Here is a 23,944-nt window from a genome sequence, read left to right on the forward strand (position 1 = left end):
GAGCGCCGCACATCAGTGCGGTGCTCCTTTTTGTGGTATACGTCCGGCAGATTGTTAGCGGAGGGCGGGTTACAGCCCCTTAGTCTTGTCGTCGTTGTAGGAAGAAGTAAGAATACCGGCCAGAAACAGTACGAATACCAGGGTCACGATCCAAAAAGTCAGGGAGAACGACATACAGGCACCTCCATTATTGACGATCTTCGTTACCCTGAGTATACCCTTTTAATTTGTAAAAATAAATAAAAATGTGATATTTAGCATTGACGGTTATACTTAGGGTTACTTGAAGAACAGGAAGTTGGTCGGGACGCGGCGCAGATTGCCGTCGGAAGGCTTGTTAATGACCTTGCCGCGGAAAATCATGGACGATGAGCCGCCGCCGTCCAGGTTATAAGCATCGATGACGCCGAGATTGTACAGCTTATCCTGCAGCTCAGCCAGTGTAGCTCCTGAGTTGCCGTTCTCGTTATATCCGTCAGCGACCAGAATCAGCAGCTGATTGTCCTTATAGTTGCCGATGACAGTGCGCGGTGCCCGCTTCGGGGCCAGCTGCCACTTCAGCGGAATGGCGGTCTTGCTCTGATTCTTCAGCAGCACGGGGACAAAGGTTGCCCCGAATACCGGCTCCAGCTGATCAAGCTGGTCACGGCTGGTGAACTTGCCGCCGATCAGCTGGCCGGATTTGTTCAGACCGACGAAGCTGAGATCCTTGTAGCTGGGCTCGAAGCCGTACAGATATTGTCCGCCGACGATGGTGGTCGAGAGCGGATAACGCTTGCCGTCCTGATCAGCGAACCCGCCGGCATTAATACCGGCCGAGGCGCCGTAGCGGTTCACGGCCTGCATGGTGGTCTCCGAAGCTCCCGTGCCGTCACCGGCGAGGCTCATCTTCATGGCTGAGGAATCCTTGAGCTTAATCTTCATTGCGTATGCTGTATAGTTGCCGGGGTTCAGCCGGTATAATTCGATGGTAATCCGGTCGCTGCTGATCACATCGGCGGGAATGCCGAGCCGGGAACTAATCCGGCTGTTATAGATCCGCTCGGGACGGGAGGTCTGGGCTGCTGCTGTGCTGACCAATGCGTTCATGGCATTCGTAGTCTGCTTGTAGAGCTGTGCACTGGTGCCGATAGAGTCTATGGTGTACGCGGCATAGCTCTTAGCCACAGCCAGGTCCTGCTTCAATTGGGCGGTTTCATTCACGGGTCCGGGGTCAGCTGCGAAGGGGGCAGTATTCAGCTTAAGCTCAAGCGGGGGCTGGTACAGCCACAGACAGAGCAGCAGTCCGAACAATGGAGCGGTCAGGAGCATGAAGAACCGGTTCACTCTTTTGACAGGAGTCATCATTTCAGCAAATCCATCTCTTTCTTGAGCGTGTCAAGCTGTTTCTTGACCTCGCTTAATTGCGTGTACAGCTTGTTGCTGTTGTCCGTCTTGTTGCTAGCATTATCCTTGGTGAAGGTCAGCAGCTCGTTGAATGTCTGCACGGTGCTCTGAAGCTCCTTCACTTGTTCTGACAGAACGGCAATCTTCGACTCGTAGTCGGTCTTCAAAACGGTAAGCTGCTGCTGGCTTTGAGATCCAAGCTGGCTCAGCACCTGATCCTTCAGATGATTGGTGTAGCTGTACACGGCATATGCGCCGGCTGCGATCATCAGAATCCAGAACAGTAGAAACCATTTTACGGACGAGCCGCTTCTCTCTGCACTCCGGCGAGAGTGTACCCGGGTCGATTCCGCTAGCGGTTGCATTTCATCACCTCAAGCCATATTTTTTCAAGATAAAGAATTTACATGTTTCGGGGTCCCCGCAAAGTATCTGAATAAACATCGAAGCCAAAGCCTCACTTTGTGGGGGGATTTTTCAAGTCCTCATTCTATCAGACTTTCAGGTTTTTCGCAAAAGTGAAAGAGCCGCGCAGAAACGACAAAAAGTAATTGCATCCTGTTAAACTACTGCGATACAATTTCTATAGATTGGAATATCTGATGGACGTATTCAAGGTAAAAGAAGGAAGAATAGACTTAGACAGCATAGATCCTTGCTTGCGTGTTGACAGGAAACGCTTACAGCGCTTTCCATTCTGGAAAATTATATAGATAGCAGGAGGTCTGGGCATTAATGACGAAGGTCTGGCAGGTGGTCATCGTGGGATGTCATCCCACAAGTATGCTGGGAACAAAATTGATACTGGAAGATGAGGAGGGACTGACGGTATATGGCATGTACGCTACCTGGGAGGAATGTCTCGCAGGCATGGAGGAATCCCGGCCTGATCTGGTGCTGAGTGATTATCAGATGCAAGGTGGAACCATAGAGCAGGTGCTGCCGGATATGAAAAAAAGCTCACCGTGCTCTCACATTATTATCATGACAGAGGAGAACGATAAGGAAATATTCCTGCCCCTGATTGAACTCGGAGCGAGCGGGGTATTGTCGAAGGGAGCCACTCCGGGTCAGCTTCTGCAGATGATCCGCGGTATCCGCGAAGGGTTCCTCTCCATTCCGCTGGAATGGATCGAAAAGGGCTTCCGTCCGGTAGCCTCCTCCAGAGGGCTGGAAGGTGTTTTGCAGCTAACGCAGACTGAGATGTTCATCATGGAACGCATTGTGCAAGGAATTACATACGACAAAATCGCACTTGAAATTGAAGTCAGCCGCCGTTCAATCGATAACTACCTGCGCAAGATTTATGTGAAGCTGGAAGTATCGACAAGAGCGCAGGCGATTGAGAAGTTCGCGCTTTTCTCAAGACAGAACAAGCAAATCTACGCATAATCCCTGTATTACGACATAATGGCGTCAGGACTGGAATATTCTTAAACCAGATAAAGGGGGGAAGCGTATGAAGTATGAGTTTTCTTCGCGCGCACATACATTGTTATCTTCACCGCTGCTGAGTATCCGTAAGGAGACGCGCCGGGGTACGCTGATCTCGCTGGCGGAGGAGCTCCCGGCAGAAGAATTATTTCCGCTGTCACTGCTGTCTGAGGCGGCATCTACCGTGATCTCCACAGATGCAAGTGCGCTGCAATACGGGGAGCCTGAGGGGTATGGCCCGCTCCGCGAATGGCTGACCGGAGATTGGCTCCGCAGTAAAGGAGTGGCGGTAGCCGAAGGAGGAGTGCTGCTGACAACGGGCAGTCAGCAGGCCATCGATCTGCTGTCCAGGGTGTATATCGATCCCGGGGATCATGTGCTGGTTGAGAATCCGACATCTCCCGGTATTCTGCAGGCGCTGCGGATGCAGGGAGCCGTCATTATTCCGGTCCAGGGGGATGGGGACGGCCTGCTGCCGGATCATCTGCGCCGAACGATCCGCAGCTATAGGCCCAAGATGCTGTTCGCTGCGCCAAGCTTCACCAATCCCAGCGGAGTGCTCTGGAGCCTTGCCCGGCGGCAAGAGATTCTGGAGCTGTGCATCTCACATAATGTGCTGATCGTGGAAGATGATTCCTATGGCGATCTGCATTTCCAGCGGAGTGAAGGCCATCCCTCCAAGAGATACCCAACGCTATACGCACTGGAGAATGTCAGCGAAGGCGGGCATGTGCTGTACATTGGCTCCTTCAGCAAGACGGTCGCACCGGCGCTGCGGACGGGCTGGGCGGCGGGAAGCCGCGAGCTGATCGGCATGATGGCTGCCGCCAAGCAGATGGCAGACTGGCAGTCCAGCTCGCTGAACCAGCGGCTGCTGCATCATCTGCTCAGTGTGTCGGCCTTTGATCTGCGGGAGCATATCGCTCTGCTGAACCGCGAATACAATACCCGCCTGAAGCTGATGGCGGAGCTGCTGAAGCGTCCGGCCTGGAAGAACAGTGTGTATGATATGCCGGCCGGCGGCATGTTCCTCTGGGTATCGCTGCCCGAAGGACTGGACGCTATGGCTCTGCTGCGTGCTTCGCTATCCAAGGGGGTAGCCTTCCTTCCAGGCCCGCTCTGCAGTGTAAGCGGAGGCTCAGACCGAATCCGGCTCAACTTCAGCCATCCCGGCCGTGATGAGCTGCTGCTCGGGATGAACCTGATGAGTGAAGCGGTGACTGAGTTCACGGCCCGCAGCTAGAAAACCATCAAGAGCATGATTGATAGGACTTCTTGTAAGAAGAGTGACCGCTTGGCCTTGACGGCCGGCGGTTTTTTGGGTTTCGGGGCCCCGCTATGTGGGGTTATTTGACCGTGCAGGGATCTAGGAAGAACATGCGTCTAATCAATTGTGAAAAGAAACACAATAGAGACCAATGCCTATCAAAGGGGATGCATGTGGAATGCAAGCGATGGAGAATGTACTGGAGTGCAGGAATGTAACGAAACGCTATGGGAAGAAGACCGCGCTAGACCAACTCAGTCTGACGATTCCCACAGGTAGAATCGTAGGGCTGCTCGGGCCTAACGGGGCGGGAAAGACGACGCTGATGAAGCTGATAGTCTCTCTGCTGCGGGATTATAAAGGCAGCCTTACGGTCAGCGGCATACGCCCCGGCCTGGAAACCAAAAAAATGGTGTCTTATCTGCCGGACCGTGAATTCCTGTATCCATGGATGTCGATTGAAGAGAGCATTGCTTTTTTTGACCACTCGTTTGCCGATTTTCAGCGGGAGAAGGCGTATAGCATGATTGCAGAGCTGGGACTGAATTTGCAGGATAAAGTGAAGTCTCTGTCCAAAGGGATGCAGGAGCGGGTGAGTATCTCGCTGGTATTCGCGCGCAAGGCCCGGCTGTTCGTCCTGGACGAGCCGCTGGCGGCGGTGGACCCTTCCACACGGGATAAGATTATAAGGATTATTCTGGATAACTTCGACCCGGACAGCTCGATTCTGATTAGTACGCATCTGATCCACGATGTCGAGAGCCTGTTCACGGATGTGGTGTTCGTTAATGACGGCAAGGTGCTGCTGCAGGGGAGCGTGGAGGAGCTGCGGCGGGAACATGGTGTGCCGATTGAGGAGTTATTCAAACGTCTGATTTAATCTGTTAAAGACAAGAAAAGGGGAGAACATCATGGTTCAATGGCATCAATTCAAGCTGGAATGCCGGAAGCATTTCGCTGTATTTGCTATCTTCACCGCCTTGAGCGGTCTGGCTAATTTGTATTTTCTGTTTGACCGGGGACAGGATATGGCCTTCGTCTTTCTGCTGGTAAATATGGTGATAGGCATTCTGCTGCCGGTCTATATCTACATGGACTATTACAAGGAGTTCTTCACGGGTGCGATGCCGGTTAACCATCTGCTGCCGCTGCGAACCTCTGCGCTCTTCGGTGTGAAGTCTGCTGTCTTCATGCTGGGTCTTACCGCAGTCTGGTCTACCACCTTGCTGGATGTCTTCTTGAATCCCGAAGGACTGTATCAGCTGCGGATGGCACGCTCCACAAGTCCCGCGCTGGGCGTCACCTACTTCATACTCTCCAAGCTGTGCAGCCTTCCGGCGGGCCTGGCGCTGATTGGTCTGGCCCTGGCAGCTGCCAAAAGATTCCGTAAGCCTGCGCTGAGCCACCTCTGCATTGCTGCCCTCATTGTCCTTGTTACCGGCATCCAGTTCGCTCTGGTGATCCGGGGGAGCCAGCATTTCAGTATCGGTTCCTCAGCCGTGGACAGCTTCAAGCAATATGCGAATCTGCTCACGGTTAGCCCGGCGGGGCGGGAGCAGCCGTCCAACATTAACGAGACCATTAACTGGCTGTCGGTCGGCATGAACCTGCTGGTAGCGCTGCTGGCCGGAGCTGCAGGCAGTGCGCTCTTGAACGGGCGCAAATATGAGCTTCACGGAAAATGAGCGGATTTTCATTTGAATTTTACCGGATGCTATGTTAGGCTGGAGTCAATTAAATCTTCCATAAACACATCGTTTACTGGATTGTTACTGGCCGTGCCAGGCAAAACCTAAACTGATGGTGACTGATTTGAACCCGTTCGCCGGGCTCGATGATCTTGCCAGAGGTTTAGGTTTTTCTGTTATATAGGCCATGCAGGAACATCATAATGAAAAGGGGTATGGACTATGGCTACAGTACTTAACGGATTTCCTGAGCATTTCTTATGGGGCGGCGCAACCGCTGCCAATCAGCTGGAGGGTGCTTTTGATCAGGGGGGGAAGGGGCTGTCTACGGCAGATATGATCGCTTTCGTGCCTAAGGATAAGCGCAAAGGGGATCATTCCATGGAGATCTCCTCGGAGCGGATCGCCCGGATTCTTGCCGGAGAGACGGAAGACTGGTTCCCGAAACGCGAAGGCGTTGACTTCTATCACCGTTACAAGGAGGACATTGCTCTATTCGCCGAAATGGGCTTCAAGGTGTTCCGGCTGTCCATTAACTGGGCACGGATCTTCCCGAACGGCGATGACGCTGAGCCTAACGAGCAGGGTCTGCAATTCTACGACGATGTATTCGATGAACTGCTGAAATACGGCATTGAGCCGCTGGTGACCCTCTCGCACTATGAGACACCGCTCGGTCTTACCCAGAAATATAACGGCTGGGCCAGCCGTGAAGTGATCGGATTCTATGTGAAGTATGCTGAGACTGTATTTACCCGTTACCGGAATAAAGTGAAGTACTGGCTGACCTTCAACGAGATCAATGTCATGCTGTTCAGCCCGTATACCGGCGGCGGAATTCTTACAGACCGCGTGGAGAACAAGCTGCAAGCGGTCTTTCAAGGTCTGCACCATCAGTTTGTTGCAAGCGCCTTGGTTACCAGACTGGGACATGAGATTATTCCGGGCTCACAGATCGGCTGTATGCTGGCCCGTATGGAGAGCTACGCGCATACCTGCAATCCGGCGGATGTGCGTAAGAGACAGCAGGAAGACCAGCTGAATCTGTTCTTCACGGATGTGCATGCGCGCGGCAAGTACCCGCGTTATATGAACCGTTATTTTGCCGAGAATCAGATTGAGATTGTCCGTGAGCCGGGGGATGATGAGCTGCTTGCTGCGAATACAGTAGATTTCATCTCGTTCAGTTATTATATGACGCTCACCGTGTCTGCAGGTCCAGAGGGTGAGGCCACGGAAGGGAATCTGCTGGGCGGTATCAAGAACCCGTATCTGAAGGCCTCCGACTGGGGCTGGCAGATTGATCCTGTAGGGCTGCGCATTACCCTGAACAACCTGTACGACCGTTACCAGAAACCGTTGTTCATTGTGGAGAACGGGCTGGGCGCCTATGACAAGGTGGAGGAAGACGGATCGATCCATGACCACTACCGGATTGATTATTTGCGGGAACACATCAAGGAGATGAAGGAAGCGGTACTGGATGGCGTGGAGCTGCTGGGCTATACGGCCTGGGGCCCGATTGACCTGGTGAGCATGTCGACTTCGGAGATGTCCAAGCGCTACGGCTTCATCTATGTAGACCTGGATGACACGGGAAGCGGCACGCTGAACCGCAGCAAGAAGGATTCGTTTGAGTGGTACAAGCAGGTCATTTCCTCGAACGGTGAAATATTGTAGTTGAAATGGGGCAAGCTAAGAAGCACAGGCCTTAATAAACCGTTTTCATAAAAGTGTTGTCATATTTACAATGATATGCTAAGATGCTGCTACAGGTAGAATAACTGGATTGTTACTGTTCATTCAGGCAAAACCAGAAACGGGCACTCTTTTGATGCCGTTTTGGTTTTGCCTTTTTTCACACAATAATGTTGTATCCCCGCGTGGTGGGGGGATTTTATTACTCTGACGGTGTAAGGTGATGGAATGAAAATTGCTAAGGTGCTCAACAACAATGTGGTCACCGTCCTCGATGCCAGCGGGAAGGAACGGGTCGTAATGGGCCGCGGAATCGCCTTCAAGAAGCAGCCCGGGGATGACGTTGAGGATGCCCAGGTAGAGAAAGTGTTCGCCCTGGAGAATAAAGAAGGTTCACAAAAGCTGATGTCGCTTCTCTCGGAGATCCCGCTGGAATATGTGGAATGCACCGATGAAGTGATCCGTTATGCCGAGACGGTGCTCGGGGAGAAGCTGCATGACAGCATCTATATCTCACTGACGGACCATATCCATTTCGCCATTGACCGTCACCGTCAGGGGCTTCAAATCAAGAATGCGCTGCTGTGGGAAATCAAGCGGATGTACCGCAAGGAATTCTCCATTGGACTCAAGGCGCTGCAAATTATCGAGGAACGGCTGGGTGTTCTCCTGCCGGAGGACGAGTGCGCTTTCATCGCGATGCATCTGGTGAATGCGCAGATGAACGGTGAGATGCGGGAGACGGTAAGCATCACGAATATCGTGAAGGACATCTTGAATATTGTCCGGCGTAGCTTCCTCATCGAGCTGGATGAAGAATCACTGGGGTATTACCGCTTCCTGACCCATCTGAAGTTCTTCGCACAGCGGGTGGTTCAGGGCACTCCGATGGAAGAGCGGGACCAGGATCATGCACTGCATGATTTGGTCATGAAGCAGTACCCTGCTGCCCATGCGGTTGCGGTGAAGATAGCGGACTATACCCGCAAGATATACAAAAGGGTCTTGTCCAAGGAAGAAATATTGTATCTGACCATTCATATTGAACGGATTATCCGTAGTGGGGATATAACAGAATAATGTGGTGCAGGATTGCTACTCGGTACAGAGGCAAAACCTAAACCCGGACAGTGCTGGAGGCAGAAGACTGCCTTTCCCCGCTGATCGGCGTTTAGGTTTTTTTTTGCGGAAAACATACTATAGCTAAGGAGCAACATCTTATGAATACAAAAGAGCTGTCCAAAGAAATATTGAAGCTTGTCGGCGGAGAAGAGAATATCGATCAGGTTACCCATTGTATGACCCGTCTGCGCTTCAACCTGAATGACAACAACCGTGCGGACAAAGCGGCCCTGCAGAAGACGGACGGGGTTATGGGCGTGATGATTAACGGCGGGCAATTCCAGGTCATTATCGGCAATGATGTGCCGGTGGTCTACAATGACCTGATTGGCAATATGTCCGTTTCTCCTGCGAGGAAGGCTTCCAGTGACAATGTGGAGAAAAAGAAGCAGAATCCGCTGAGCAAGCTGTTCGACTTCATCTCGGGAATCTTCACACCGATCCTGCCGGCCATTACCGGTGCGGGGATGATTAAGGGGATTGTCGCCCTGCTGGTAGCGGTGGGCTGGATGGGGACGGAGAACTCCACGTATATCATACTCTCGGCGATCGGGGACGGCGCCTTCTACTTCCTGCCGATTGTTCTGGCCATCAGCGCTGCCCGTAAGCTGGGAAGCAATATGTACATCGCTGCTGCGATCGGGGCGGCCATTCTGCATCCGACCGTCACCACGCTGCTGGGGTCTGGGGAGCCTGTTACCTTCGCTTCACTGCCGGTGGTAGCTGCAACCTACGCTTCGTCTGTCATTCCGATTGTGATTGCAGTATGGCTGGCCTCCTATGTGGAAAAAGCCGTTGATAAAGTAACCCATGCTTCGCTGAAGCTGATTATCGTTCCGACGGTTACCCTGCTGGTCATTGTGCCGCTTACCCTGATTGCCGTAGGCCCGCTGGGTGTTATTATCGGGGATGGCCTGACAGGAGGCATCAGCTGGCTGTTCGAGAATACGGGACTGTTCGCAGGCCTGCTGCTGGGCGGAACCATGTCTCTGCTGATCATCACGGGGATGCATTATGCCCTGATTCCAATTATGATCGCATCCATTGCACAGCTTGGCTATGACTATATGATTCCGATTATGATGGTAGCAAACTTCGCCCAGGCGGGCAGTGCGCTTGGTGTCTCTCTAAGAACGAAGAACAGCAAGCTGAAGTCCCTCTCTCTGTCTACAAGTATTACGGCCTTCATGGGAATTACAGAACCGGCCATGTACGGTGTGAATATGCGGCTTAAGAAACCGTTCATCGCTGCCCTGATCGGCGGAGCCGCCGGGGGTGCGTTCCTCAGCTTGTTCAAGGTAAAAGCGTATGTCATCGGCGGACTCGCCGGACTCTCCGGCATTCCGATGGTTCTCGGTGCGACCTTTGTCTATTCGGTCATCGGCTTCGCCATCGGGGCGGTAGTTGCTGCGGTTGTCACTTATATTATCGGCTTTGAGGATGAGCCGGAAGCTTCTGCTGCACCTGCGGTGACTCCTGCTGAGTCTGTAAACGCATCTGCCGCTACTGTAATCGGCGCTGCTGTTGAGTCTACGATGGTGAATCAAGAGGTATTCAGTCCGATTACCGGAGCGGTGAAGCCGCTGAGCGAAGTGAGCGACCCGGCCTTCTCGGAAGAGATTATGGGTAAGGGATATGCGATTCAGCCGTCCGAAGGCCGCGTAGTCTCGCCGGTTCAGGGAACGGTGTTCTCGCTCTCGAAGAGCGGACATGCGATTGGTCTGGTCAGCGATAGCGGAGCAGAGATGCTGATCCATATCGGCATCGACACGGTGAAGCTGAAGGGCCTGCATTTCTCGCCCAAGGTAACCGCCGGAACCCGGGTGGCTGTCGGCGATCTGCTGATGGAATTCGATCTGGTGGAGATTGAGAAGGCTGGCTACAGCACAATCACGCCGGTTATTATTACGAACATCCAGCAGTATCAATCCATCCAGCCTGCTGGCGCCAGCTCTGTTAAGGAGAAGGAACTGCTGTATACGGTGCTTGCTTAGGCCGAGCTAGGGGCCGGGCGCGAATAGCGAATGGCTGGAGCTTGGAGTGAATGAGTGAAGAGCTGGAGGTTTGGAGTGAATGAGTGAAGAGCTGGAGGTTTGGAGTGAATGAGTGAAGAGCTGGAGGTTTGGAGTGAATGAGTGAAGAGCTGGAGGCTTGGAGTGAATAAGCCAAGAGCTGGAGTATAAGTAAGTAGGATGTTCTAGAGTATAGGACAGGTAAGTGGATCGAGAAGGTACAAAGGAGTTGTCGCTCGCAGCAGGTCTGCGTGGGGACAACTCTTTTTGTTTGGCCGAATGTGTGCGGAAAACCGAATAGAATATGCTGGGGCGAGGCTGAGTGGGCCGGATGTATGCTAAAAAGCGAACACAATGCGCTGGGCGAAGGCAAGCGGGCCTAATGTGTGTGAAAAACTGAGTACAATCTGTTGGCGCCTGTCCAGGTAACCTTGTTCTGTGGAGATAGGTGGAAAACGAGCATCTAATTTGACTGGATTCCTGAGAATTGGGACTTTAGTTGGAAAAAGTACATTTATTCAGCTGGATTATGCTAGTTGAGCCAAAATGGTGGGAAGTAAGTGTTGTTTATCCAACTAATCTTTCGTGACGGGAAGAACTCAACAAATTAAGTGTTGATTGTCCAACCATTGGAGTGAGCTGCGGACGAACCCCGTGAGGTCCGCTACAGGCCAGGCGCGGGCGGGCCTACAACTTGCCCGCGCTGATCTCCGCGACCCTTGCATACTCGATCAGCGCCGCTTGTCCGGCGGCCGTGAGCGTGTAGCGGCCGCGCTGCACCCGGAAGAACCACGCATAGTAGTTCTTCTGCAGGATCGCAGCGGCGCCGGGCACGCCGCTGCGCTTCCGCAGCGCGGCGGGCGTGACGCCGCGCGCGCCCTCCGCCCGGCTGCGCGCAGCCGCCGGGCCCGGGCCCGCAGCGGCATCATCCGCCGCTGCGGCCTCACCCGCGGCCGCCGTCTCCCCGGCGGCCAGGGCCGTGCCCGGCGCGCCGCTTAGCGCCGCACGCCCTCCGCCGAGGCCGGCCGCTCCGGCGGCTTCGGCCTCCAGGGCTTGCAGCGCGAGTGCCACGCGCAGCGCCTTCTCGCGGTAGGCCGTCACGAGCTTGACGCGCGTGCTGCCGCCGGTGTTGTAGTCTCCGCTGCGTTCGCGGAACTCGTAGAGCAGCCGCTCACGGCGGCGGACCGCACTGCGCGCCTGCGGCGGCGCCTCGCCCGGCTCCGCGAGCACCTCGACGAGCGGGGCCTTCGTCTTGTAGAAGACGACGGTGATCAGCCCGAGGCCGAGCCGGCGGCACAGCCCGGTGAGCTCGCCCCAGCGCTGGTTGACCGCGCCCTTCTTCTCCCTGACGCGTTCTACCGCGAGGTAGACGTTAGGGCTAAGCCGCAATCGTTCAATCCCCTGCAGCAGCAGGGCGAGATTGAACGATTTTTTCATCTCCACAATGAGCGGCTGGGCCTCGTCCTCCCGGATGCCCACCAGATCACAGGTCCGCACCTCACCCTTGATGTCATAGCCTTGCCGCTCAAAAAAAATCTTCAAAGGAGCATACAGCTCCGTCTCCTGCTTGATCGCCATTCGTATTCACTCCTGCCCTGAATTGCAGCGTAATTATTCTATAGAAATCATGATTCTCTATTATAGCACAGCAAAAAAGAGGTCAACTATTCCGGGCTCGCCGCATAGGTATGTAATACACTTTCTAAGCTTGGTGGAGCAAGTAGGAGCGCAAGAGGAGGCAGCGAGCCATGGATATTTTTGAGCGTATAGCAACGCATCGGGCTGAGAACAACCGTTTGGCGTGGAGCGGCACTTTCAAGGATTATATAGAACTGCTTAGAGTAGACCCCTCTCCCGCCAAAACAGCTCATTCCCGCGTATACGACATGATCAAGTCACACGGCGTCGAGGACATTAACGGACGTAAACGGTATAAGTTTTTTGAACAGGAAATCTTCGGACTGGACCGTGCGGTGGAGAAGCTGGTGGAGGAATATTTCCATTCCGCCGCCCGGAGGCTGGATGTGCGCAAACGGATCTTGCTGCTGATGGGACCGGTTAGTGGAGGGAAGTCTACCTTGGTCACGCTGCTGAAGCGCGGCCTGGAGCAATATTCGCGCACGGATGCCGGAGCGGTATACGCCATTGAAGGTTGCCCGATGCATGAGGACCCGCTGCATCTGATTCCGCTGGAGCTGCGTCCGGAGATTGAACGGGAGCTGGGCGTGCGGATTGAAGGGAATCTGTGCCCGTCCTGCCAGATGCGGCTGAAGAATGAGTACCACGGGGATATTGAGCAAGTAACTGTTGTCCGGGTGCTGCTATCAGAAGAGGAGCGGGTGGGGATTGGCACATTCAGCCCTTCCGATCCGAAGTCGCAGGATATCGCGGATCTGACCGGCAGTATCGACTTCTCCACCATTACGGAATTCGGCTCGGAATCCGATCCGAGGGCCTACCGCTTCGACGGGGAGCTGAACAAGGCCAACCGCGGGATTATGGAATTCCAGGAAATGCTGAAATGCGACGAGAAATTCTTGTGGAATCTGCTGTCGCTGACCCAGGAAGGCAATTTCAAGGCCGGGCGGTTTGCGTTAATTTCGGCGGATGAGATGATTATTGCCCACACGAATGAGACCGAATATAAATCCTTCATCTCCAATAAAAAGAACGAAGCGCTCCAGTCCCGTATGATCGTCATGCCGGTTCCCTATAATCTGCGCGTCTCTGAAGAGGAAAAGATCTACGCCAAGCTGATCGGCCAGAGCGATATGAAGCATGTGCATATTGCCCCTCACGCGCTGCGCGCGGCGGCGATCTTCTCGATCCTGACCCGGCTCAAGGAGAGTAAGAAACAGGGGATGGACCTGATCAAGAAGCTGCGCATGTATGACGGCGAAGAGGTCGAGGGCTACAAGGAAGCGGATCTGAAGGAAATGCAGACCGAATACTTAGATGAAGGCATGTCCGGCATCGACCCGCGTTATGTCATTAACCGCATCTCCAGTGCCCTGATCAAAGGCGATCTGCAATGCATGAACGCGCTGGATGTGCTGCGTGCAATCAAGGACGGCCTGGATCAGCATCCTTCGATTACGAAGGAGGAGCGCGAGCGTTACCTGAACTTTATTTCCATTGCCCGCAAGGAATACGATATTCTCGCCAAAAGCGAAGTGCAAAAGGCCTTCGTCTACTCTTTTGAAGAATCCGCCAAAACGCTATTCGAGAATTATCTCGATAATATCGAAGCCTTCTGCAACTGGTCCAAAATCCGTGACCCGCTCACCGATGAGGAGATGGAGCCGGATGAGCGGCTGATGCGCTCCATTGAAGAGCAAATCGGCATTTCGGAGAATGCGAAGAAGGCCTTCCGCGAGGAGATCCTGATCCGTATTTCATCCTACTCCCGTAAGGGCAAGAAGTTCGAATACAATAACCACGACCGGCTGCGGGAAGCCATCGAGAAGAAGCTGTTCACGGATCTCAAGGATATCGTCAAAATCACCACTTCCTCCAAGACACCGGATGAAAGCCAGCTCAAACGGATCAACGAGGTCAGCCGCCGCCTGATTGATGAGCATGGCTACTGCCCGATCTGCGCCAATGAGCTGCTGAAATATGTCGGAAGCCTGCTGAACCGCTGACATAGCTCCACATAGACTTACCACTTCAGCGAAAAGGGAATATCCCGGGCCATCGTAATGGCTTAGGGATATTCCCTTTATGTTGTCTATATTGCCCGAGCCGCTGAGTAGCGAAGCCGTGCAGTGCAGACTGGGCAAGCGGTATTATCAGGTGAGCCCTTATCCTCTTGTAGGCTACTAATTCTCCTGCTCCTCCTGAGATTCCTGAGATTCTTTAGGCTCCTGGTGCTTCCCGCCAATCTTAAAGCTGAATTGGCCGTTATATTTGCCGAGCTGTCCGCCCAAGCCGATGCCGGCTCCCTGTCCGCCGCCGAGCTGCGCCTTGGCCTCAGCCCCGATGCCCTTCTTGCCGCCGAGCTGAACATGGGAGTCAAAACCTGCGCCTTGACTGAGGCCCAGATGAGCGCCCGCGTCAGCATTTAGCCCGTGATCGCCCCCGGCCTGCGCGCCCATCTGGACATCTGCTCCCTGTCCGCCGCCGAGCTGCGCCTTGCCTTGTGCGGCCACCCCGTATTTGCCGAAGGCCTGGGCTTCGGCGTTCACTCCGAGACCTTGCCCGCCTCCTAGATGGGAATCGCCTTGCGCTTCAATGCCATAGGAGGGGCTGCCGATATGGCCGCCTGCCTGTATATTTGCTCCGCTGTACGCCAGTTTTCCTCCGGCATTCAAGCCAATGCCGTGTTTACCCCCTAACTCGCCTCCTACATCGACATGAATTCCCTTGCCGCCGGCCTGACTTGCCCCGGGATGGCCGTCCACCGGCTTGTTCGCGGCAGCCGGATGTCCGCTTTCCAGGACATCCTGCGGTTTGCTGGCATTCTGAAGCTGCTGCCAGCCATCCGTTTTGTCCTCTGCATGGTCATTCTCAAGCTTACTTGGAGCAGCCTGAGATTCGGAGAACCGGGCAGTCTGCGTATTCCTGGCAGTTACACTCTGCTTATCAATCCTCGGAGCGGTCTCCTCAGCGGACTCCGAACGTACCAGGTGGTGATAATGCGAAAAGGGGAAGGGCTGCGGCAAATGCCGATAGCCTGACGGGTGAGCTTGACGGTCCGAATCTTCGTTCCTGTAATTCATGCGGGATACCTCCATTCTTGAATTCATTACAATAGCCTATTCGCCAATATTGGAAGTGATACGTGTCAGATGAATATAAAAGTGGATTGAAATGCCTGAATGGCTATGCTACATTGTGTGAATGAATGAAAAAGGATTCACTCAGATCTGGAGGGTGTACAGATGGAAGATAAGAAAGCAGAGATTTTCAAACGCGGCAAAGAGCTGTTCAACGCCAAAGGCTTCAAGGATACCAATGTGTCCGACATCACCAAGCTGTGCGGTTATGCCGTAGGCACTTTCTATAATTATTACGCATCCAAGGAGAAGCTGTTCATAGAGATCTACCTGCGGGAGAATGAAGAGCTGAAGCGGAGCATGATGGCCAAGGTCGATCTGGAGGATGAGCCCGCCAAGGTGCTTAAGCAGATGATGGAGCTTAATTACAGCGGGATGAATGAGAACCCTATCCTGAAGGAATGGTATAATAAGGCACTCTTCAACAAGCTGGAGAAGGAATTCTTTGAGCATGGCGGGATCGAGGGAATTCAGGAGATGATGAACAGCGGCATTTTGGAATTAATCCGCAACTGGAAGTCCAAGGGAAAAATCAGAACGGACCTGGAGGACGGGATGATTCTTGCCATGTTCAACTCCATACCGTATATCGATATCCACAAGGAAGAGATCGGGGTAAGCTTTTTTCCGCAGCTCCTGGATTATATGGTTGAATTCATTATGCAAGGCTTGACAGATACGCAGCGATAGCAAGGTTCGCAGACATCCTGCCTGATAAGCCGGGAATACAGCAAGTCTGGAACAGTCCCTCAAGCCGCCGCCTGCTATAATGTATTCACCTATGTCTATTGAAAGGCCGGTGGAGTCACTGAATTACAGCAGAGAGATCGGGCAGACGATTGATTATATTGAGGAGCATCTCATGGACCCGCTGACAGCGGAGCAGATTGCGGCGTATGCAGGGTATTCGCTGTATCATTTTTGCCGGATGTTCAGCCAGTCTCAGACCATGCCAGTCATGGAATATGTGCGCACCCGGAGATTGTCGCGGGCTGCCGTAGAATTATTCAACGGGCGGAGGATTACGGAGATTGCGCTGGAGTACGGCTTCGAGACACCCGGGGGTTTCGCCAAAGCCTTCCGCAAAACCTACGGCTACAGCCCCTCCCAGTACGCGGCGCGGATGAGCGGATATCTCCGGGACCGGTTAGAATATGAGATTAAGGACTATATTGCCGAGCCGGTGATGGTGGCGAAGTCTGCTTTTAACGTAGCGGGGTACGGGATTGAGACGGATGTGGAGGCCGGAAATGCCACGCAGGACGTAGCTTCGTTCTGGTATTACTATGATGGCGACAATCTGGAGGATCAGATGTACGCGAAGCTGAATCCGCCGAAGCACGGGGAGGTCGGCTTGTGCATTCCGGCAGACACTGGCGGCAACGCCGTTTATCTGCTGGGAGTTATAGTGGAGAATTTCAGTAAGGTTACTCCTGACATGCTTACGGCTGTTGTGCCTGCGGCGCAGTATGCGGTATTTACGACACCGCCGGTGGACGCTACGGATGAGGCGAGACCGGAGACTTTTGCCGAGGTGGTCAAGAGTACCTGGAGATATATCTTCGAGGACTGGTTCCCGGGCAGCGGCTATATGCACGACGAAGATAAGCTGAACTTTGAATTCTACGATGAGCGTTGTCACGCCCGGGTGGATTCGGTGATGGAGATTTATGTTCCGGTGCGGGAGCGCAGGTTTCATGAAACTGCTAAGTAGGTTATAGTAATATGTGGAAAATGGAGATAAAGGAGTTAACCATGGCTAAACAACGCAAGATTTTGCTAACGGTTACCGTATTGTACACATTGCTTGTGCTTTATTTTATGTTTTTTGCTTTCGGCAGAGGAGAGGCTTCGGATCATACTATCTACACCTTTATTTTCATGCCTGAAAACTTCATTTTGATGCCTGCTCCGTCTGATCTTTTTCCTCCCACCCTGATGGATTTGGTGGGTTTCGGGAACACGCTTGCGTTTATTCCTTTCGGTATATTGATTCCATGGCTGTACCGGGTCAGCTTCGTCCGGTTCATCACCTTATTCTTCATCGCGATTCTTGTGCTGGAGACAATCCAGGCTCTTACTTTCCTGGGCAGCTTCGATATCAATGACGCTCTTCAGAATTCGGTTGGTGCAGCCCTCGGTTTTGGGGCATACAAGCTGGGCTTCCGTTACCGGAGCCTCGGGCGCAATCTGGCGGCAACGGCTATATCAGGGTTGGTTCTATTTATAGCTTTATGGGGATTAGGGGCGGCGGTAGACAAAGTAATCACTAAGGTAGAGGGGCCGTTTACGGCGATCACGGAATGGACGGACACCTCGGGCAATTCATCCGCAGACAAACCGGACAGCATTCAAATCAACGGACAGCAGGTACCGGTCCGCTATAACCTGTATGGCGCTGAAGGCGGAGAGTCCAGAACGTTCACGTACAAGTCTGAAGGTCAGACGACCCTCATCTTCACTTTCGGAAACCCCGAACCCACAGATTATTCCGGTGAGATCAGTATTACCCGGGATGGCCAGGAGATTTTGAATTATAATGGAGAATTTCAGCGTACTAATCCTGAACAGTACCCTGTAGCATACGAGATGCCAGTTGAGCCGGGGCAAGAGCTGAAGATCACGATTAAGGGCGAATTGAACATATGGGATGTCGGGTATAAAAAGATGCAGTTTATCTGGAACTGAGTGCTTAATCTTCCATTAGGAGAGGATAGGTGACGCTAATGAGAATGGCATTTGTAGTATTCGACGGCATGACCATTATGGACCTTGTAGGGTTCTATGAAGCGGTGAGCTGGGTAGCCATCCTGAAGGCGAAGGAGGACGTATCCTGGACATTCTGCGCGAGCAAGGCGGAGGTGACGGATGACCGGGGGCTGACGATGAAAGCCAATGAGGTGTTGCCTGATCTGGGGGCATTCGATCTGGTGTTCCTCCCGGGCGGCCATGCGACCCGGACGCTCCGCTACGATGAGGACTTCATAAGCTGGATACGGACGGCAGAAGGCGCACGTTATAAGGTGTCGGTCTGCACAGGTGCATTGTTGTTAGGTGCGGCAGGATTCCTGGAGGGTAAAAAAGCGACCACGAACTCCTCAGCCTACGATCTGCTGGCCCCTTACTGCGGAGAAGTCATTAAGGCCCGGGCCGTCCGGGACGGCGACACCTTCACTGGAGGCGGAGTAACGTCCTCAATCGATCTCGGTCTGTACCTGATCGAGTGCTTAGTGGATACAGACACTGCGATCCAAGTGCAAAAAAGACTGGAGTACCCCTACTATCAGGCAGGTAAGCTGAGCGATATCTACTATCCGTATGAAGAGGAATAGAGAGGATTCACCAAGAAAGGCAAGCCCCTACTGCGGGGCTTGCCTTTTGTCCGTATATCCGGCGCATGCACCTTTACGCCTGCTCAATGTAATCGGTTTTTCGATTACATTTGGTCATATCCCTGCGCCACTGCTCAATGTAATCGGTTTTTCGACTACACTTGGTCATATCCCTGCGCCACTGCTCAATGTGATCGGTTTTTCGATTACATTTGGTCATATCCCTGCGCCGCTGCTCAATGTGATCGGTTTTTCGATTACATTTGGCCATATGCCTGCGCCGCTGCTCAATGTGATCGGTTTTTCGACTACATTAGCGTTATTGCTGGGCTGCGGCATCCAATTGAACCGCCACGTAGCTTCCCAGCTCAACCATGCCTGCACTATCCAGCTTAGCGGCATCGTATTGCTTGATGGCCTCGGCAGTTGTCTGCATTAGCTCGGAGCTGTCGGTATTGCCCAGAACGCGCAGGACTACCAGAGTCTCGCCTTTCTTCAGCTGTTCTGCCAGCTTGGTCTTGTATGCTTCCAGGGAGTTTACCTCCAGCCCTTGGGTCACGTAATAATCGTAAGCATTGCTGGTGGCCTTGAACAGAGGCAGCTCGTGGTCCAGCCAGTAGGCCTTATCCATCACATACTCTACATCGGTGGCTGTAGCATCATTGGAGTTATAGAGCAAATAAGGAAGCCCGGTATTGGTAGCGTTGTTGGTCGGGTCAACATTGACCCATTCGTCGCCGAGCTTCACCTTGTTCCAGGCGTGATTCACGCCGCTCATGGTTCCTGTGACGACCATCGAAGGGACCTGGACGAGATCCGAGAGCAGCTGGAAGGTATGGGCATAGCTCATGCATACGCCGACTTTTTTAACCAGAATGCCATAGGTATTGAAAGAATCGTTATACTTTGCATCAACTGTCTTGAACTCCTGCTCCTTGGCATTCTCCAGTGCAGCATCGTCATAGACGGTGTTATCATTCAGATAATTATAGATCGCCATCTGCTTCTCATCTGCACTCATGCCTTCCTTGATCACAGCAGCGATTACTTTATCTGCCTCGGCAAGGATCTCCTTCTGCTTGGAGCGGATGGTCTCGGCAGAATCATCGTAATTCACATTAAGCGTCAGTTTCTCATAATCGTAGCCATAACCGCGGAAGCCAAGAATGAGCGGGTTCTGGTAGACTACCTTCTCAATTACATCCACCAGGGCGCGGGCATTCTGCGCCTCCGGGAAGGCTTGCAGCGAGATTTCAGTCTCGCCGTTGATCATTGTTAATGCAAGATACTCCTCCAGCGCAGAGTCAGCATGAATCAGGTCTGCCCGTATCATGGTGCCCGGAACCGCCTGCTTGTTGCCTTCCTCTACCTTGTTCTTGGTATTTTCTTTTTGCTGGTCGATGACATTATCTCCAGGTTCGCTGGCGTTCCCGTTATTGCTGTTGTCGATGATGGTCGGTACATCCGGTGCAGGCACATAATCTGTGTCATTCTGCGGCTCTACATATCCCGGATTCGCCTTATTACTCTGGGCGGCTGCAAGACTGGCAATATCGGCTTTCGTCAATTGCGCAACCTGAACATATCCTTTGAGCGCAGTACCTTGAAGTGTGTACGGGACATCAGTTGGACCGGAAGACTTAAGTTTGACCGAAACAGTGTCGTAGAGAACAGTAACTGAAGCTTTGGAGCCATCAATGAACTGGACCGGAACGGTTTTGGGCAACTCTTTGGCATTCTTGTACAATTTCAGGTTGATGTTATCCTCAGAAGCCACGGTGCGCGGCAGCCGTTTGGATAAAGCCACGGTACCTGCCGAACGGCTGAACCGGGATTCTTTGTCTCCCTGAACAGCAGTGACGTAATATTCCCCTTGGACATTGTTATTCTGTATGCTGGTAATCGTCTCATCTACTATACCGAGCGCACCGCGTCCGTCCTTCATGAAGTCGTTGTACGAAGTACCCTGTACTGTCGCAATCAACAGCGGACGCTGATCCGCATAACCCTGCTCCGCACCGCTGAGCGGCTCATTCGTGTTCTCCATTGTAATGTGGGAAGCACTGTAAATGTTATAGCTCTCAGCGCCCGGCACCTCATTCCACACCAGCGTCAGTCTGCCGTCAGGACTGATGTCGGCATCCAGAGTCGGTGTGGGCAGATCCGATTTCACCGTGAACGGAATGATCACCGGCTGCTTCAGCAGAGTTGGCGACTTGGCATCCAGGTCATAGTTGAGCCGGATGTAGTAGACAGGCGCATTCCCCCAGGAGCTGGCTCCGGTTGCACGCAAGGAATCGGAGGGAAGAACGCCGAAGCCGAGCGGCTTGATGGAGTATACGCTTTTGCCGTCAACAAGCTGTGAGTCCTCAAGGGTCCCTACCTTGCTCTCCGGGAGTGCCTTGATATCGGTATGTACGGATAACGTCTTGCCGATGGCTTCTGAGCCAAGATCGGTATTGAATCTGAAGATGAATTCCATATCCTGCTCCACATTATACATCGGCATGATGCCCGGACTGTGATCTGCTTCATCTGAATCATACTTCTGCTTCAGATCGTACACGGTCTGTGAAGCCTCAGGCGGAGGATTTTCCGAAGTGTTCTTCGTCTCAGCAGTTGCCGTGGCGGCCGGGCTGGATGAAGGCGCTGGACTTCCTTCTTTGCTTTTGCTGTCCCCCATGCAGCCTGTCAGAATCACACAGATGATGAGCAGCAGTATTGCTATTTGTTTCACTTTCACTAACGTCCTCTCCCGTCTGGTTTCTGTATGAGGGTAATCATGGGCCATCCAGAATTACCCATTATAAATCACAGGAGATATATAACCCATTGGGTTACTATTAAAACAAAATTGGGATAATTTATATTTAAGTATTTTTTGCAGCAGGGTTTGACCTCCAAATCTAATACCATTCAAAAACAAGCCGCAGCGTAATTGCACATAGCAACTACACTGCGGCCTCTTGTGCGAAACCATACATTACTCTACATAAACCGCCGCTGCACCTTTTTGCCGTCATAGGTGAACAAGGCGTTTTTGTCTTCAACAACAGTCTGGAGATGCACGGTGCGGCCCCAGAGGGCGTAGATATGCGGGAGCGTGCGCTCCAGGTATTTCAGATCCAGCTCGACGCTCTCATAGCGGTGGGCAATCAAGAGTTCGCCGTTCCGCTCATAATCGGCATCCTGAATGACGAGGTACGGGGAGCCGCCGTTCACCCGGGCCAGCACCAGCTGGTCGCGCACATTCTCCCACGCTTTATCGGTAATTTTCCACTCCGGGCCTTTTTTCTCGAACACATAGAGGTCCAGGTCGTTCACCAGTTCCTTCGACAGATAGCTGCGGATGAAAGAGATGTCGGAATCCAGCTCGCGCACCTCGAACATTTTGTCCCGGTCCCAGCGCTTCTCAATGTCCTCGAAAATCTTCAGGCCTAGGTAGTACGGATTCAGGCTCTGGCGCGATGGCTGCACCACCGATGAATTCAGCTTGGCGTATTCGACCGTCTCTTCGGCAGTCAGGTCCAGCTCGCGCATAATCCGCTGATGCCAATAGGAGGCCCAGCCTTCGTTCATGATCTTCGTCTCCATCTGCGGCCAGAAATAGAGCATCTCGTCATGCAGCATCGTCATGATGTCGCGCTGCCAGTCCTCCAGAGCGGTAGAGTATTGCTGGATGAACCAGACGATATCTTTTTCCGGCTCCGGGGGGAAAGTGCGTTTACCAGCAGTCTCCGGCTCCTGCGGAACAGCATCGGTCTTCTCCAGATCCCACAGCTCACTGTAGGCATTAGGCGGACCAGATCCGCCGGGCGGGGAGTCCTTGCGTTCTTTCATTTTGGCTTCGAGCAGATGAGTCTTGCCCAGCTTGCGCGGCTGGATCAGACTGGGGTCGATATGCTCCTGGATCGCCAGCACGGAATCAATGAATCTCTCAACGGTGTCTGTGCCATAGGTGACGGAGTAATCATTGATGCGGTCGGCGGTGGCAGCCATACTCTCGACCATATCCCGGTTGGACATGGAGAAGCGCATATTGTTCTTGAAGAAGTCGCAGTGCGCCAGCACATGCGCAACAATCAGCTTGTTCTGGACCAGGGAATTGCCGTCGAGCAGGAAGGCGTAGCACGGATTAGAGTTGATGACCAGCTCATAAATTTTGCTCAGGCCGAAATCGTATTGCGACTTCATCTTGTGAAACGTCTTGCCGAAGCTCCAGTGCCCGAACCGGGTGGGCATTCCGTACGCACCGAACGTATAAATAATATCCGCCGGACATATCTCATAACGCATCGGATAAAAATCGAGCCCAAACCCGGAAGCAATCTCCGTGATCTCGGCAATCGACCGCTCCAGCGCTTTAATCTCATCATCACCGGGCATGCATCCATCTCTCCTTCCAGCTTGTGAACCGTTCTTCCTATGTATATGGGGGGAGGGGAGGGAGTATGATGGGGCAGCGTGCTAGATGAGGGGATAGAAGTATTATTGTACAAAAAATAGCCTAACCACAGCGAAGATGCTCGGAGATTAAGCTATTTATTCATTTTGGGTCTTGTAGAGTAATTGGGCAAACTCTTCTTCGCTGTTACTGTAAGTCGAAAATCAATAGTTTAGCGAATATAATATTATATTGTAGGAAATAATAGTTGGTATAGAAAGGGAGGGATAATATGTTTAACAAAATATACTTAATAGCCTTTGCAGTAACTATAATTTCAGGAGTGGAATTAATATCGAGTTTAAAAGCAGACACCTATCCAGAAATGTTTGCCGTGAATAAGACAGATCAAAACCTTGTTAACAGTAATTTTTCAACAAATAACGTGAAATCTGTAGAATCCGAAGAACCAGTAAAAAACGTAGAATCCGTAGAATCAAAAATCGCAAAAGGGTATTCTAGTCAATTCTATACACCTCATGGCATGTTCGTGCGAGCAGAGGAACAAAGTATCTTTAAGGAATCGGAGATAGCAAGAAAAATAGATGAAATCGGGCCTAATACGAATCAACTGATTTTTGATGACGCGTTTTTTCTAAAAGTAGATGAAGCAGAATTTCATAAAAATTATCCCAATTCGTTGCTCTTAGGTAAAACCTTAAATGATGAAAACCCGACTGATACTGATGTTCCATCAAGTTCATCAAAATAGTAATCTCATAAACAAAAGGCTCTCCAAAACGATCCTGCATCGTTCATGGAGAGCCTTTTTACGTGCGCATG

The 23,944-nt window shown here is 52.5% G+C and carries 19 protein-coding genes; 13 read left to right on the forward strand and 6 right to left on the reverse strand.

Going from position 1 to position 23,944, the window contains the following annotated elements:
• Window positions 1–279: 279 nt before the first annotated feature.
• Both NSS83_RS29090 and NSS83_RS29095 read right to left on the reverse strand, forming a co-directional pair.
• Window positions 280–1,347, reverse strand: coding sequence for a phosphodiester glycosidase family protein (locus tag NSS83_RS29090; protein ID WP_341347001.1), 1,068 nt, complete (start codon window positions 1,345–1,347; stop codon window positions 280–282).
• The gene (locus NSS83_RS29095; RefSeq protein WP_341019923.1) at window positions 1,344–1,751 is read right to left on the reverse strand and encodes a hypothetical protein; all 408 of its coding nucleotides are present in this window, start codon (window positions 1,749–1,751) and stop codon (window positions 1,344–1,346) included. The genes NSS83_RS29090 and NSS83_RS29095 overlap by 4 nt, the downstream gene beginning before the upstream one ends.
• A gap of 370 nt (window positions 1,752–2,121) precedes the next feature.
• Here NSS83_RS29095 and NSS83_RS29100 point away from each other — a divergent pair, with 370 nt between their 5' ends.
• The 7 genes from NSS83_RS29100 to NSS83_RS29130 all read left to right on the forward strand — a co-directional run bounded on the left by NSS83_RS29100 (window position 2,122) and on the right by NSS83_RS29130 (window position 10,589).
• Window positions 2,122–2,778, forward strand: coding sequence for a response regulator transcription factor (locus NSS83_RS29100; protein ID WP_341187810.1), 657 nt, complete (start codon window positions 2,122–2,124; stop codon window positions 2,776–2,778).
• A 67-nt stretch (window positions 2,779–2,845) separates the two neighbouring features.
• Window positions 2,846–4,063, forward strand: a complete 1,218-nt coding sequence (locus NSS83_RS29105) for a PLP-dependent aminotransferase family protein (protein ID WP_340942530.1) — start codon at window positions 2,846–2,848, stop codon at window positions 4,061–4,063.
• 202 nt (window positions 4,064–4,265) lie between these two features.
• Window positions 4,266–4,967, forward strand: a complete 702-nt coding sequence (locus NSS83_RS29110; RefSeq protein WP_341347002.1) for an ABC transporter ATP-binding protein — start codon at window positions 4,266–4,268, stop codon at window positions 4,965–4,967.
• 31 nt (window positions 4,968–4,998) lie between these two features.
• Window positions 4,999–5,772 (forward strand): hypothetical protein, encoded by a 774-nt coding sequence (locus NSS83_RS29115; RefSeq protein ID WP_341347003.1) that lies wholly within the window; start codon window positions 4,999–5,001, stop codon window positions 5,770–5,772.
• Window positions 5,773–5,997: 225 nt separating this feature from the next.
• A complete protein-coding gene (locus NSS83_RS29120; RefSeq protein WP_341347004.1) occupies window positions 5,998–7,455 on the forward strand; it encodes a 6-phospho-beta-glucosidase in 1,458 nt (485 codons plus the stop codon).
• Between the two features lie 246 nt (window positions 7,456–7,701).
• Window positions 7,702–8,553: a PRD domain-containing protein gene (locus NSS83_RS29125; protein ID WP_341187814.1), complete on the forward strand. Its 852-nt coding sequence runs from the start codon at window positions 7,702–7,704 to the stop codon at window positions 8,551–8,553.
• Window positions 8,554–8,693: 140 nt separating this feature from the next.
• The gene (locus tag NSS83_RS29130; RefSeq protein ID WP_341347005.1) at window positions 8,694–10,589 is read left to right on the forward strand and encodes a beta-glucoside-specific PTS transporter subunit IIABC; all 1,896 of its coding nucleotides are present in this window, start codon (window positions 8,694–8,696) and stop codon (window positions 10,587–10,589) included.
• A gap of 705 nt (window positions 10,590–11,294) precedes the next feature.
• On the opposite strand, the gene NSS83_RS29135 is transcribed toward NSS83_RS29130, so the two are convergent.
• A complete protein-coding gene (locus tag NSS83_RS29135) occupies window positions 11,295–12,185 on the reverse strand; it encodes a DUF2161 family putative PD-(D/E)XK-type phosphodiesterase (protein ID WP_341347006.1) in 891 nt (296 codons plus the stop codon).
• A gap of 170 nt (window positions 12,186–12,355) precedes the next feature.
• On the opposite strand from NSS83_RS29135, the gene NSS83_RS29140 reads away from it, so the two are divergent.
• Window positions 12,356–14,251 (forward strand): PrkA family serine protein kinase, encoded by a 1,896-nt coding sequence (locus NSS83_RS29140; RefSeq protein WP_341187817.1) that lies wholly within the window; start codon window positions 12,356–12,358, stop codon window positions 14,249–14,251.
• A gap of 177 nt (window positions 14,252–14,428) precedes the next feature.
• Here the strand turns inward: NSS83_RS29140 and NSS83_RS29145 are convergent, their stop codons facing one another.
• Window positions 14,429–15,328 (reverse strand): hypothetical protein, encoded by a 900-nt coding sequence (locus NSS83_RS29145; RefSeq protein ID WP_341347007.1) that lies wholly within the window; start codon window positions 15,326–15,328, stop codon window positions 14,429–14,431.
• 162 nt (window positions 15,329–15,490) lie between these two features.
• Between NSS83_RS29145 and NSS83_RS29150 the strand changes: the two genes are divergently transcribed.
• The 4 genes from NSS83_RS29150 (at window position 15,491) to NSS83_RS29165 (ending at window position 18,717) form a co-directional block, all read left to right on the forward strand.
• Entirely contained in the window at window positions 15,491–16,075 is a 585-nt protein-coding gene (locus NSS83_RS29150; protein ID WP_341187819.1) for a TetR/AcrR family transcriptional regulator, read from the forward strand.
• Between the two features lie 91 nt (window positions 16,076–16,166).
• Complete coding sequence (locus NSS83_RS29155; RefSeq protein ID WP_341347008.1) at window positions 16,167–17,099, forward strand: AraC family transcriptional regulator; 933 nt, start codon at window positions 16,167–16,169, stop codon at window positions 17,097–17,099.
• A 41-nt stretch (window positions 17,100–17,140) separates the two neighbouring features.
• A complete protein-coding gene (locus NSS83_RS29160) occupies window positions 17,141–18,073 on the forward strand; it encodes a VanZ family protein (protein ID WP_341347009.1) in 933 nt (310 codons plus the stop codon).
• Window positions 18,074–18,111: 38 nt separating this feature from the next.
• Window positions 18,112–18,717 carry a DJ-1/PfpI family protein gene (locus NSS83_RS29165; protein ID WP_341348779.1) on the forward strand — a complete coding sequence of 202 codons (606 nt, stop codon included), beginning with the start codon at window positions 18,112–18,114 and terminating at the stop codon, window positions 18,715–18,717.
• A gap of 319 nt (window positions 18,718–19,036) precedes the next feature.
• On the opposite strand, the gene NSS83_RS29170 is transcribed toward NSS83_RS29165, so the two are convergent.
• Both NSS83_RS29170 and NSS83_RS29175 read right to left on the reverse strand, forming a co-directional pair.
• Window positions 19,037–21,460, reverse strand: coding sequence for a transglutaminase-like domain-containing protein (locus NSS83_RS29170; protein ID WP_341347010.1), 2,424 nt, complete (start codon window positions 21,458–21,460; stop codon window positions 19,037–19,039).
• A gap of 245 nt (window positions 21,461–21,705) precedes the next feature.
• On the reverse strand, window positions 21,706–23,103 hold the full coding sequence (locus tag NSS83_RS29175) for a SpoVR family protein (protein WP_341347011.1): 1,398 nt from the start codon (window positions 23,101–23,103) through the stop codon (window positions 21,706–21,708).
• 290 nt (window positions 23,104–23,393) lie between these two features.
• Between NSS83_RS29175 and NSS83_RS29180 the strand changes: the two genes are divergently transcribed.
• The gene (locus NSS83_RS29180; protein ID WP_341347012.1) at window positions 23,394–23,873 is read left to right on the forward strand and encodes a hypothetical protein; all 480 of its coding nucleotides are present in this window, start codon (window positions 23,394–23,396) and stop codon (window positions 23,871–23,873) included.
• Window positions 23,874–23,944: the final 71 nt, after the last annotated feature.

This window comes from Paenibacillus sp. FSL H3-0469, assembly GCF_038051945.1.
In the GTDB taxonomy this organism is placed as follows: Bacteria; Bacillota; Bacilli; order Paenibacillales; family Paenibacillaceae; genus Paenibacillus_AQ.